Here is a 13,143-nt window from a genome sequence, read left to right as displayed (position 1 = left end):
TCATTGCGGGGCCGGCGTCCGCAGGTCGAGGGTCAGCGGGAACTCCGCGCTCGATTCCGGACGGGGCATCTCGAGCCGGCCCGGCGTGTGGCCGTGCGGCTGGAACCGGGCGAGCCGGCGCCCCTCCGCCTCGTAGGCATTGACCGGATGGGTCTCGTAGTTGCGGCCGCCCGGATGGGCGACGTGATAGCGGCAGCCGCCGAGGGAGCGCCCGCTCCAGGCGTCGAGGATGTCGAAGGTCAGCGGCGAGTGGGCCGGAATGGTCGGGTGCAGCGAGGAGGCCGGCTGCCACGCCTTGAAGCGCAGGCCCGCCACGGCCTCGCCGCCGCGGCCGGTGGAGGTCATGGGCAGGCGACGGCCGTTGCAGGCGATGACATGCCGCTCGGGAACGAAGCCCTCGACCTTGACCTGCAGCCGCTCGACCGAGCTGTCGACGAAGCGCACAGTGCCCCCGCTGGTCCCTTCCTCGCCCATCACGTGCCAGGGCTCCAGCGCCTGGCGCAGCTCCATCCGGACCCCGCCCTGCTCGACCGTGCCGAAGACGGGGAAGCGGAACAGCGCCTGCGCCTCGAAGGCGACCGGATCGAAATCGTACCCCGCCGCCCGCAGATCCTCCAGCACCGAGAGGAAGTCGGACCAGAGGAAATGCGGCAGCATGAACCGATCGTGGAGGTTCGTGCCCCAGCGGACACAACTTCCGGTCTGCGGCTCGCGCCACAGCCAGGCCACGAGGGCGCGGAGCAGCAATTGCTGGGCGAGGCTCATCCGCGCGTCCGGCGGCATCTCGAAGGCGCGGAATTCCAGGAGGCCGAGGCGCCCGGTCGGCCCGTCCGGCGAGTACAGCTTGTCGATGCAGATCTCGGCCCGGTGGGTGTTGCCGGTGACGTCCACCAGGATGTTGCGGAAGATCCGGTCGACGAGCCAGCGCGGGATGTTGGGCGCGTCGGGGGCCGGCACCTGGGCGAGCGCGATCTCCAGCTCGTAGAGCCCGTCGTGGCGGGCCTCGTCCATGCGCGGCGCTTGGCTGGTCGGGCCGATATAGAGGCCCGAGAACAGGTACGAGAGCGCCGGGTGGCGCTGCCAGTACAGCACGAGGCTCTTCAGGAGGTCGGGCCGGCGCAGGAACGGGGAATCGTCCGGCGTGACGCCGCCCATGACCACGTGGTTGCCGCCGCCGGTGCCGGTGTGGCGCCCGTCGGTCATGAATTTTTCCGCGCCGAGCCGGGTCTGGCGGGCCTCGGCGTAGAGGTCGGTGGTGATGGCGACCGCCTCCCGCCAGGAGGCGGCCGGGTGGACGTTCACCTCGATCACGCCCGGGTCGGGGGTGACCTTGATCACGCCGATCCGCGGGTCGTAGGGCGGCTCGTAGCCCTCAAGGTGGATCGGCAGGTTCAGCTCGGCGGCGGCCGCCTCGAGGTGGCCGGCGAGTTCGAGATACTCGTCGGCGCGCTGCACCGGCGGCATGAACACCCGCACCACCCCGTCGCGGGGCTCGATCGACAGGGCCGTGCGCACCGCGACGCCGGTGATGCCGGAGCCGTTGGCCACCGTCGCGCCGGGATGGCCGTCGGGGAGGGGCGGGCGCGGCTCCAAAGGGTCCTGCGGCTGGTAGTAGGGATAGTGCTCCGGCGGCACGTAGGGCAGGGACGACAGGGGCAGGCGGAAGCCCACGGGCGAATCGCCCGGCACCAGGAAGGCGGCGCCGCGCCGGAAATCCCACTTTTCCGAGATCCAGACCCTTTCGGCGTCGCCGTCCTTGCCGGTGGGCAGGCTCGCGAGCGGCAGGACGTAGCCCGCCGCCTCCCCGAGGCCCCGCGCGTAGACCCGCTTGATCCGGGCATCGAACTCCACCGAGCCCGACTTGGCATCGGCCGGCGTGACGTTGACCGGCAGCGCCGCGGTCTTCTTCTCCCAGAGCTCGCCGTCCTCGAAGGCCGGGAAGACGTAGTCGGCGAGGCCGAGGCGGCGGGCCAGCGCGTCGGCGAACGCCTTGGCCTGCGCGATGGTGGCCGTGCCCGCCTCCCCGGGGGCGGCTTCCGGGGCGATCAGGTCCGGGTTCCGCCAGATCGGCTGGCCGTCCTTGCGCCAGTAGAGCGCGAAGGCCCAACGGGGCAGGCTCTCGCCGGGGTACCACTTGCCCTGGCCGTAATGGAGCAGGCCGCCGGGCCCGAACCGGTCGCGCAGGCGCCGGATCAGCTGGTCGGCGCGGCCGCGCTTGGTCGGGCCGACCGCGGCGATGTTCCATTCGGGCGATTCGAAATCGTCCACCGACACGAAGGTCGGCTCGCCGCCCATGGTCAGGCGCACGTCCTGCGCGGCGAGGTCGGCATCGACCCGCTCGCCCAGCGCGTCCATCGACGCCCAGACCGCCTCCGAGAACGGCTTGGTGATCCGCGGCGTCTCGGCGACGCGGGTGATGCTCATCCCGAAGTCGAACGTGGTCTTGGCCGGCTCCATCGCCCCCGAGATCGGCGCGGCCGAGTGGTAGTGGGGCGTCGCGGCCAGTGAGATGTGGCCCTCGCCGGTGAGCAGGCCCGAAGTCGCGTCCATGCCGACCCAGCCGGCGCCCGGCAGGTAGACCTCTGCCCAGGCGTGCAGGTCGGTGAAGTCCGCCGAGGCGCCGGTCGGCCCGTCGACCGCGGTCGTGTCGGGCACGAGCTGGATCAGGTAGCCGGACACGAATCGGGCGGCGAGCCCGATCCGGCGCAACACCTGCACGAGCAGCCACGCGGAATCCCGGCAGGAACCGCTCTTGAGCCTCAGGGTCTCGGCGGGCGTCTGGACGCCCGGCTCCATGCGGACGCCGTAGGCCGTCTCGCGGGCGATCTGGCCGTTGAGCGCCACGAGGAACTGGACGGTGCTGGGCTCCTCGGGGAGCCGGGCCAGCAACGCCTCCATCTCGGGACAATCCGCGTCGACGGGCGCGAGATACGGGGCCAGCTCCTCGGCGAGGGCGGGATCGTACGCGAAGGGCCGGACCTGCGCGTAATCCTCCACGAAGAAGTCGAACGGGTTGATCACCGCCATGTCGGCGGTGAGGTCGACCTCGATCTTCAACTCGTCGGTCTTCTCCGGGAAGACGATGCGGGCGAGCCAGTTGCCGCTCGGATCCTGCTGCCAGTTCAGGAAGTGGTTGGCGGGCGTCACCTTCAGCGCGTAGGCAGGGACCTTGGTGCGCGCGTGCGGGGCCGGGCGCAGGCGGATCACCTGAGGGCCGAGGCTGATCGGCCGGTCGTAGCGGTAATGCGTGACGTGGTGCAGGGCGGCTTTAATCGACACGATGGCTCCGTCGAAAGGATCGAACGCGGTTCTCGATGCCGGTCCCGGGCGCCGGACCCCACCGCGCGGTTATGCGCTACAGACGGCGTCACAAGCAATTTCCGTGCGGCGGGCGGCGCGGGCACGGATGCGGGCGGGCGGCGGCACGCCCTGACACGCCGTCATCCCGGGACTGCGCGGCAGGGCCTGGGATGACGGCGGCGCTGTTCCAGGCCAGCGCCGTGCCCGGCGACATCGTGGATCCGGAACGCGGGCCCGGCGGCCCGGGCCGCTGGCAGGAACTTTGCCGCCCGGCCCTGCTTGACCGGCAGATGGGCCGGAGTCCGGCCCGGGACCGCACGATGAAGATCTTCCAGTGCCAGGCCTGCGACCAGCCGGTCACCTTCGAGGCGACCGGCTGCGAGAGCCGCGCGCGGCCGCTGGGCTACGTCTGCACGGTCCACGAGGTCTCGGCCCTGGAACCGCAGGGGCTCTCGGCCCATCCGCTGATGGGCGGCGCCCAGGTCTTCCACGCCTACGCGGATCCCGGCCGGCGCTACCGCCTGTGTAACAACGCGGTCTCGGCGGCCTGCAACTGGCTGGTTCCGGAGGACAGCCCCGACATCCACTGCACCGCCTGCCGCCACAACCGCGTGGTGCCGGACCTGTCGCAGAGCTGGAACCTCACCCGCTGGCGCCAGATCGAGGCGGCCAAGCACCGGCTGTTCTACTCGCTGCTGCGCCTGGAACTGCCGCTCGCCACACGCGCCCAGTACACGGACGGGCTGGCCTTCGACTTCCTGGTCGACCCCTCCGAGAACTTCTCCGGCGGGACGCCGGTTCTGACAGGCCATATCAACGGCCTGATCACCATGAACATCGCGGAGGCCGACGACGTCGAGCGGGAGCGCCGCCGGATCCTGTTCGGCGAGCATTACCGCACCCTGCTCGGCCATTTCCGGCACGAGATCGGGCATTACTTCTGGTACCTGCTGGTGCTGAACAGCCCCTCTTGGGAGCCCTTCCGGGCACTGTTCGGCGACGAGCGCCTCAACTACGTCCAGGCCCTGCAGGACCATTACGCGAAGGGCGCGCCGGCCGATTGGGACGAATCCTACGTCTCGGCCTACGCCACCGCCCACCCCTGGGAGGACTTCGCCGAGACCTTCGCGCATTACCTGCACATCGCCGACACGGTGGAGACCGCCTCGACCTTCGAGCTGCACGTCCGTCCGCGCCTGCGCCATGGACAGGCGGCGCCGACGGTGATCGACTTCGATCCCTACAACACGCTGGATCTCGACCGGCTGATCGCCGCGTGGCTGCCGCTGACCTACGCGATCAACTCGCTGTCCCACAGCATGGGCCAGCCGGCGCTCTACCCGTTCAAGCTAACGCCCACGGTGATCGCCAAGCTCGCCTTCGTCCACGAGCGGATCTACGCCTCGCGCACCGGCACCCTGCCGGATGCCGGCGAGGCCGGGGCCGAGATGCTCCGGGCGGTGATCATGGGCCTGCGCCAGAAGGTGGCGGCGCCGACGGTGTGAGGGTAGGACGGCCGTCGACGGCACGCCGTCGTTGCGCGCAGCGCAGCAATCCGGTCGGCGGTCGGAGCGGCGCCTCACGTCCCCCCGCGCCGCTCCGCGAAGGCGCGGAACGCCTCGAGCGTCTCGGCACTGACGTGATGCTCGATCCCTTCGGCGTCCCGCCGGGCCGTCTCGGGGCTCACCCCCAGCGCGCACAGGAAGCGCTCGACGATGCGGTGGCGCTCCCGGGCCTGGGCGGCCAGCCGGCGGCCGGCCTCGGTCAGGAACACGCCGCGATAGGGCCGCTGCTGGACGAACCCCTCCTCGCACAGGCGCTTCAGCATCTTGGCGACGGTCGGCTGCGCCACGCCGAGCCGGGCGGCGATGTCCACGCGCGCGCCTCGCCGCCGTCGCCGATCAGGTCGCCGATCAGCTCGACGTAATCCTCCACGAGTTCCGAGCGCCGTGCCTCGCGGGCCTGGCGGAAACTCTCCACGTGCCGCTCCGGATCGACCAGCACGGTCTCGGGCGAGCCCGGGTCGGACGGTTCCTGCATCGGCTTCCCCCTCTCGGCTCGCATGCGCCGCCCCGGCCCTGTCTAGCAAACACCGGTACCGGCAGGGGAGTCCCGTCAGACTCGCACAGACCCGCACGGAGACCTCTTGCATCCGGCGGCGACAGCCCCGAGTATAGCTCACGCTATATTTTTGAGGAGAGGGTGAGCATGGTGGCGCCGAACGCCGCGACGGCCTCCGGTGGTCCGGCGCCCGAAGGAGCCGCCCGCGGGGCGATGAGCCGGCGCACCGAGGGCGCCATCCGGGATGTCCTCGACGGCCGCCCCGGCGGCCGGGCTCGGTTCCTGCTGTTCGCCGGCCCCGCCGTGACGGCGTCGATCGCCTACATGGACCCCGGCAATTTCGCGACCAACATCCAGGCCGGGGCTCGCTACGGCTACGGCCTGCTCTGGGTGGTGCTGCTCGCCAATCTGACGGCGATGCTGTTCCAGGCGCTCTCGGCCAAGCTCGGCATCGTGACGGGCAAGAACCTCGCTGAGCATTGCCGGGACGCGACGACGCGGCCGGTGCGCCTCGCGCTCTGGGGCATCAGCGAGGTCGCCGCCATGGCCACCGACCTCGCGGAGTTCTTGGGCGGCGCCATCGGCCTGTCGCTGCTCACCGGCATGCCGCTGATGGCCGGCATGGCGATCACCGCGGTGGTCACCTACGCGATCCTGCTCCTGGAGCACGAGGGTTTCAGGCCGCTGGAGATCGCCATCGGCGCGATGGTCGGCACGATCGGCCTCTGCTACGCGGTCGAGCTCCTGGTCGCGCCGGTGGCCTGGGGCGCGGCCGCCAAAGGGCTCGTCACCCCGAGAATTCCCGACGCGCAGGCGCTCACCATCGCGGTCGGGATCATCGGCGCCACCGTGATGCCGCACGCGCTGTTCCTGCATTCGGGCCTGACCCAGGGCCGGGGCACCCCTCGCACCGAGGCCGACCGGCGCCTGCTGGTGCGCTACTCGAACCGCGAGGTCGTGGTGGCTCTGCTGCTCGCGGGTCTCGTCAACATGGCGATGGTGATCATGGCGGCGGCGGCCTTCCATGTCGGCCACAGCGAGGTCGCCGAGATCGGCGAGGCCTACCGCACCCTGACGCCGCTGCTCGGGCCCGCCGCGGGGGCGGCCTTTCTGGTGTCGCTGCTCGCCTCCGGCATCTCCTCCTCGGTGGTCGGCACGCTGGCCGGGCAGCTGGTGATGCAGGGCTTCACCGGCTGGCGGATCCCGCTCCTCGTCCGCCGGCTCGTGACCATGCTGCCGGCCTTCGTGGTGGTGGCGATCGGGGTCGACCCGACGCAGGCCCTGGTCCTGTCGCAGGTGGTGCTGTCGCTGGCGCTGCCGGTGCCGATGGTGGCTCTGGTGGTGTTCACCCGGCGGCGCAGCGTGATGGGCCCCTTCGCCAACGGGCCGCTCACCCAGGCGGCCGCCCTGGCCGGGGCGGCGGTGGTGCTCGCCCTCAACATGGTGCTGCTGGCGGCGGCCTTCGGGGTGCCGGTGCCCGGGCTGGAGTGACGCCCCCTCACGTCGCCCGCACCACCACCTCCACGAGGTTGGCGCCGCCCGACCGGATCCCGGCCTCGATCGCCGGGGCGATGTCGGCGGCCCGGGTCACCCGCCGGGCCGGCACGCCCATGGAGGCGGCGAGCGCCGGGAAATTGATCCGCGGATCGGTGAGGTCCATGGCGATGAAGCGGTTGGCGCGCACCGAGGCGTAGTGCGCCCGGCCCTTCATGAAGGTCTTGAGGATGTTGTACTCGGCGTTGTTGATCACCACGAAGGTGACCGGCAGCTTTTCGTGCGCGGCCGTCCACAGGGCCTGCGGCGAGTATAGCGCGGCGCCGTCGCCCACGACGCAGACCACGGGCGCGCGGTCGAGCCCCAGCGAAAACCCCACCGCGGCCGGCATGCCCCAGCCCAGCACGCCGCCGCGCATCGCCGCGTATTGATGCGCAGAGGGGCTGTCGAGGAAGGTGCGCAGGTGGGTCAGCGTCGCGGGCGCCTCGTCCACGATGGTGGTTTCGGCCCCGACCGCGCGGGCCACCTCCCGGGCGGCGACCAGCGGGGCGATCACCGGATCCTCGAAGGCCGCATCCGCGGCGGCCGCGAGCGTCGCCCGCCGCTCGACCCGGGCGGTCACGGCTCTGGCACGCAGGTCCGAGAAATCCTCGGCCCGGTCGGCGAGGCGGGGACCGAGCAGCGGCAGCAGGGCGTCCAGCGAGGCGCGGATATCGCCCACCGTCGACAGGGATGTGGCGTAGGTGCGCCCGAGATCGCGCACGTCGGCCGAGAGCTGAAAGACCTGCACCCCCGGCGGCACCGCCGAGACCTCCGAGTAGAGCACGGTGATCAGCGACTTGCCACCCAGCGCGAACACCGCGTCGTAGCGCCCGAGGATGTCGGCGATGGCGTCGGCCCGGGTCGGCAGGTTGCCGGCCCAGAGGGGATGCGCGGTGGGGAAGGGGATATGGGCCGGCCAGGACGAGCCGTAGACCGGCGCCGCCAGCAGGTCGGCCAGCGCCACCATCTGCGCGGACGCGTCCGAAGCGTCGATCTCGTCGCCGGCGATCAGGGCGAGGCGCCCCGGCGCGATCGCGGCGAGTTTTTCCGCCAGCCGGTCGAGGGAGCCCGCCACCGCCCGCTGGTCGATGGTCGAGGTTTCGCCCGTCGGGACCGCGCTCATCGCCTCCATCACGTCCATGGGCAGGGACAGGAAGACCGGGCCGGAGGGGGCGGCCCCCGCATCGTGGAAGGCGCGGCGCAGCAGGATCGGGATCTGGTCCGGGCTGGTCACCTCCCGGGCCCACTTCATCACCGGGTCGGCGATGGCGACGAGGTCGCCCATCAGCAGCGGGTCGGTCAGCGCGTGGCGGAGATCCTGCTGCCCGGCGGTGACCACCAGCGGCGTGCCGGAGACCTGGGAATTCACCAGCCCACCCATGGCGTGGCCGAGGCCGCCCGCCGTGTGCAGGTTGAGGAAGGCGGGGCGCCGCGCGCCCTGCGCGTAGCCGTCCGCCATGGCGACCGCGGTCGCCTCCTGCAGGGCGAGGATGTAGGCGATGTCGGGCGCCTCGGTGAGCGCGTCGATGAGCGGCAATTCGGTGGTGCCGGGATTGCCGAAGATGTAGCGCACCCCTTCCGAGCGCAGCACCTCCACCAGGAGGTCGGCGCCCCGGCGGCGGCCGGCGGTCTCCACGGTCTCGATCGGCATCGCCCCAGGTCCCTCCGGCGGAATCAGCCGGGGAGGCTAAACCATGGGCGGACCGGGGCAATGCCGGCGCCCCCGCCGGCTGCGGCCCCGAGGCGATCGGGTCGAGCGATCCGGCTCACCGGCCAAGCTGGGCTTCCGTGCAGGCGACAGGGGGCTTGCCCGCCTCCGACCAGGTCACCGCGCGTCCCCGGCCGCGCAATTCGTGGCCGGCATCCCCGTACCGGATCCCATCCGCGTGCGGCAGGATGGGCAAGGTCAGCGCCGGCCCGCCGGGCGGGTCGGCGACGGCCGGCGCGCTCGGATCGGCGGTGTCGAACGCGACCACAAGGACCTGCCCGCCGGGGCACGCGAAGGCGACCCGGCGAAGGGCAGGGGCTGCGGCACCCGCCTGTGCCGCCGGGACGGCGAGTCCCGCGACAAGAAAGACGACCATGCCACTTCGTGCGAGCAAGGAACCCACCTGTCCTCCTGCGGTGCTGGCCCTGCCGGCTGTCCGGCCGCCGGGACGCGGGGAAGCGCTTCACGCAACGCCCGATACCGGGGAACGCGTCCTCGGATCACCCCGGTGCCGCGCGTCTTGTGAGCCCCTGAGTTTGGGTCTGCCCGTCCGGGAAGGCAATTCACTCCAATACCGGAATTACCCCGTTTCGGCAGCCTGCTCAGCTCCTGAGCTGCGCCACGAAGGCCTGGATGAACGCCGGCAGCCCGTCGAAGTCGCGCAGGCACAGGGTCAGGTCGCGCCGCGCCCAGGGATCGGCGAGGGGCACAACCGCGAGGGCGAGTCCCTGCGCGGCCCGGGCGGCCGCGCTCTCGGGCAGGATCGCCAGGCCGACGCGGGCCTCGACCAGCCGGCACACGGCCTCGAAGTCGCGCAGCTGCACCCGCAGGCGCATCGGCCGTCCCGCCCGCACCGCCTGGGCGACCAGGAACCGGCTGATCGCGCTGCGCCGGTCGAGGCCGACGAGATCGTGGCCGAGCACCTCGGCGAAGGGAATCGCCGCGCGGGCCGTCAGGGGATGGTCCCGGGCCGCCACCAGCACGAACCGGTCCTCCCGGAAGGGGAAGGTCTGGAGCGAGCCGGTATCCACCGTGCCGGACAGGATGCCGAGATCGGCCGCCCCCTCGGCCACCAGCCCGACGATCTCCTCCGAGGTGCGCTCGTCTATCTCGACGCCGATCCCGGGATGGGTGGCCAGGAAGGCCGAGAGCGCTTCCGGCAGGAATTCGGTGAGCGCATTGGTGTTGGCCAGGACCCGAATCTGGCCGAAGGCACCGCCCGAGAAGGCCGACATCTCCTCGCGCAGGCGCTCGACCCCGGCCATGACGTCCCGGGCATGGACGAGGAGCGCGCGCCCGGCCGGGGTCGGGCTGACACCCTGCCGTCCGCGCGTCAGGAGCGCGGCCCCGAGCGATTCCTCCATCAGCCGGATCCGCGTCGAGGCCGCCGCCAGGGCGAGGTTCGCCCGCGCCGCCCCGTGGGTGATGGAGCCGGCCTCGACCACGTGGCGGAACAGGCCGAGATCGGTGAGATCGAACCGCATCATCGCCGTGGCACCTTCCTGGCCTTCGGACCCGTCCCGCAGCCCCCGCGCCGCCGGACGGCCGCGCAGGCCCGTTCACCCATTGCGGATCCCGGAGCACGACGCCAGGGTCAGGCGCCCGCACCGATTCTGTTGATACCGTCCCGACAAAGATCTACCATTTTTGCGCACGATCATCTTCTATTCGATAGTGAAATCACGATAAGTCCGCATATATTTACTGCAAAACACCTATTCAAAATTATTAATATCGGAATATCAGAAAACCCATTTGAGCGCACACAATTTATAGTTTTACGACGTGTTAAGGTCGAGTCCTGCAACACTTACGTCCGGCCCTTGAAACCTGCGATTCGATGACAGAACCGCTGATCCTCTGCATCACCGCGCCAGATCACGCGCATCCGCGGCGGCTCGGCGTCGAACCCGGTCGGCCGACCAATCACCCGGCCGGCCGGCACGGCCGCGGCGGGCGCCTCGCAGGCACGATCTCACCGCGGACCTTCGCCCCGATCCCCCTCATCCCGGCGCCGGGCGCGCCGGAGAAACGGCACGAGACCCCATGATGGACGCGCTCCTCGTCGACGACAGCGCGACCATGCGCCTGCGGATGCGCCGGCTGCTGGAGACCAAGCCCGGCGTCACCGTCACCGACCATGCCGATCCGGAGGCCGCGCTGGTCGAGGCGCAGATGCGGGCCTTCGACCTCGTGCTGGTCGATTGCCACATGCCCGCCATGGACGGGATCACCTTCATCCGGCGCATGCGGACCATCCCGCACTACGCCCAGGTGCCCGTGGTGATGGTCACCAACGACATCTCGGACGCGGTGCGGCTCGCCGCCCTGGAGGCGGGGGCGACCGACTTCCTCGACAAATCCATGCAGGGCGTCGAGCTGACGGTGCGGCTGCGCAACATGATCCGGCTCGCCAAGGCGGTGCGGCGGCTGGCCGAGCAGGCGGCCTGGCTCGACGGCGAGGTCGAGGCGGCGCTCCGCCACATGCGCGAGCGCGAGGAGGAGATCATCTTCCGCCTGGCTCTGGCCGTCGAGTATCGCGACAACGACACCGGGGACCACACCTGGCGGGTGGCCCGCTACAGCCAGATCGTCGCCGAGGGGCTCGGCCGGCCCCGGATTTCTGCCGCAACCTGTATCTCGCGGCTCCGCTGCACGATGTCGGCAAGGTGGGCATTCCGGACGGCGTCCTGCTGAAGCCCGGCCGGCTCGATCCGGACGAGTTCGCCCTGGTCAAGACGCATGCGGCCATCGGCAAGCGCATCCTGGGCGGCAGCGCCTCCGAGCTGATCCGCCTCGCCGCCGAGATCGCCGAATCGCACCACGAGAAATGGGACGGCAGCGGCTACCCGCAGGGGCTCGCCGGTGCCGCCATTCCCCTGGCGGCCCGGATCGTCGCGGTGGCGGACGTGTTCGATGCGCTCACCACGTCGCGACCCTACAAGGAGGCAATGTCCTTCGAGGCGGCCCTGGCCTGCATCCGCGCCGAGAGCGGCCGCCACTTCGACCCGGCCTGCGTCGAGGCCTTCTGCGCGCGCTGGCCGGATATCCGCATCACCGGCGGACAAGATCAGGCCGCGATCCGGCCGAGCGCCCGAGCGATCACCGAGCCCTGGGCGCGAGTCCCCACCCTGCTCCGCGAGATCGCCGCCGAGCCGCCGAGTTCGTGCGGATGGCGCGCCCAAGAATGGCACGCCCAAGAACCGCATGCGCAGGTCGGCTGTGAGACCCGGCCGATGAACCATATCGCGCCTCCGTCGTTGATCCCTGAGCCTCCGGAATCACCCGTGGAGCCCCGGCATGGACGCACGATGGATGACGCTGCCGGAGATCGCGCAGGCGCGCCGCATCTCGCTGGAAGCCGCACAATGCCTGGTGGACGCGACAGACTGCCCGAAAGTCTTCCGCAACGACGGCACCGTCTACCTCATCTGACCGCGTCGCGGACGGATGACGCGCGTCTCCGGGAGGCTTAACCTCCCGGAATGCGCATCTTCCACACGCCGGATTCCGCCCGTCATGACCCGGAGCGCTACTGGCGGCGCGGCACGCCGATCCCGCATCCCGAGCAGGCCTCCCGCTACGCGATCCTGCAGGAGGCGGCGCAGGCGGCCGGGCATGGCCTCGCGGCGCCCGGCGATCACGGCCTCGACCCGATCCGGGCCGTGCACGATGCCGATTACGTGACGTTCCTGGCCGAGGCCTGGACCCGGCGGGCAGAGATCCCGGGACTCGCCGACGAGATCCTCACCGGCGCCTTCGCCCGGCCGCAGATGCACCGGAAGCCCGCGGGCCTGCTCGGGCGCGTCGGCCTCTACATGGCCGATACCTCGACGCCGATCCGGGCCGGCACATGGCCGGCGGTGTACGGCTCGGCGCAATGCGCGGTGACGGCCGCGGACGCGGCGCTGGAGACGGGGCATGCCTACGCCCTGTGCCGCCCGCCGGGCCACCACGCCTACGCGGATTCCGCGGGCGGCTTCTGCTTCCTCAACAACAGCGCGATCGCGGCCGCCCGGATGCTGGCCGCGACCGGCGGCCCGGTGGCGATCCTCGACATCGACGTCCACCACGGCAACGGCACGCAGGGGATCTTCTACGCGCGCCGCGACGTCCTCACGGTCTCAGTGCACGCGGATCCGTCGGACTACTTCCCGTTCTATGCCGGCTACGCCGACGAGACCGGAGCCGATGCGGGTGCGGGCTTCAATCGCAACCTGCCGCTGCCGCCGGGATCGGGGGACGGCCCCTGGCTCGAGGCCGTTGAGGCGGGCCTCGCGGCGGTCGCCGCCCAGGAGCCGCGGGGGCTGGTGGTGGCCCTGGGCCTCGACGCCTCGGAGGACGACCCGATCGGCGCCCTGCGGGTGACCCGGGCGGGTTTCGCGGGGGCCGCGGAGCGGATCGCCCGGGCCGGGCTGCCCACCGCCCTCGTCCAAGAGGGCGGCTACCTGTGCGCGGCACTTCCCGAGAACCTCACGGCCTTCCTGGCGGCCTTCGACGCCGCGCGCTGAGCCCGGTCGAGCGCGACAGCGCGACGG

The 13,143-nt window shown here is 71.4% G+C and carries 7 protein-coding genes and 2 pseudogenes; 4 read left to right on the top strand and 5 right to left on the bottom strand.

All coding sequences use genetic code 11. The features are described from left to right. Positions 1 to 3,279 carry a transglutaminase family protein gene (locus M6G65_RS09465; protein WP_238195698.1) on the bottom strand — a complete coding sequence of 1,093 codons (3,279 nt, stop codon included), beginning with the start codon at positions 3,277 to 3,279 and terminating at the stop codon, positions 1 to 3. 341 nt (positions 3,280 to 3,620) lie between these two features. Between M6G65_RS09465 and M6G65_RS09460 the strand changes: the two genes are divergently transcribed. Next, a complete protein-coding gene (locus M6G65_RS09460) occupies positions 3,621 to 4,805 on the top strand; it encodes a zinc-binding metallopeptidase family protein (protein WP_250104228.1) in 1,185 nt (394 codons plus the stop codon). A gap of 74 nt (positions 4,806 to 4,879) precedes the next feature. On the opposite strand, the pseudogene mntR reads toward M6G65_RS09460, so the two are convergent. Beyond that, a pseudogene (gene mntR / locus M6G65_RS09455) lies at positions 4,880 to 5,340 on the bottom strand (manganese-binding transcriptional regulator MntR). A 168-nt stretch (positions 5,341 to 5,508) separates the two neighbouring features. Between mntR and M6G65_RS09450 the strand changes: the two are divergent. Continuing rightward, a complete protein-coding gene (locus M6G65_RS09450; protein WP_238195700.1) occupies positions 5,509 to 6,852 on the top strand; it encodes an Nramp family divalent metal transporter in 1,344 nt (447 codons plus the stop codon). Between the two features lie 7 nt (positions 6,853 to 6,859). On the opposite strand, the gene M6G65_RS09445 is transcribed toward M6G65_RS09450, so the two are convergent. The 3 genes from M6G65_RS09445 to M6G65_RS09435 form a co-directional block, all read right to left on the bottom strand. Beyond that, on the bottom strand, positions 6,860 to 8,548 hold the full coding sequence (locus M6G65_RS09445; RefSeq protein WP_250103858.1) for a thiamine pyrophosphate-binding protein: 1,689 nt from the start codon (positions 8,546 to 8,548) through the stop codon (positions 6,860 to 6,862). Positions 8,549 to 8,663: 115 nt separating this feature from the next. Further along, positions 8,664 to 8,981: an MliC family protein gene (locus tag M6G65_RS09440; protein WP_250103857.1), complete on the bottom strand. Its 318-nt coding sequence runs from the start codon at positions 8,979 to 8,981 to the stop codon at positions 8,664 to 8,666. A gap of 226 nt (positions 8,982 to 9,207) precedes the next feature. After that, on the bottom strand, positions 9,208 to 10,092 hold the full coding sequence (locus M6G65_RS09435) for a LysR family transcriptional regulator (RefSeq protein ID WP_238195703.1): 885 nt from the start codon (positions 10,090 to 10,092) through the stop codon (positions 9,208 to 9,210). A 562-nt stretch (positions 10,093 to 10,654) separates the two neighbouring features. Between M6G65_RS09435 and M6G65_RS09430 the strand changes: the two are divergent. Next, positions 10,655 to 11,754, top strand: a pseudogene (locus tag M6G65_RS09430) (HD domain-containing phosphohydrolase); the annotation flags it as partial. A 336-nt stretch (positions 11,755 to 12,090) separates the two neighbouring features. Further along, positions 12,091 to 13,116 (top strand): histone deacetylase family protein, encoded by a 1,026-nt coding sequence (locus M6G65_RS09425; RefSeq protein WP_238195705.1) that lies wholly within the window; start codon positions 12,091 to 12,093, stop codon positions 13,114 to 13,116. Positions 13,117 to 13,143: the final 27 nt, after the last annotated feature.

The sequence above is a fragment of the Methylobacterium tardum genome (assembly GCF_023546765.1).
GTDB classification, from domain to species: Bacteria; Pseudomonadota; Alphaproteobacteria; order Rhizobiales; family Beijerinckiaceae; genus Methylobacterium; species Methylobacterium tardum.
Note: the sequence above shows the minus strand (reverse complement) of the source record. Positions and strands in the feature narration are given on the sequence as shown.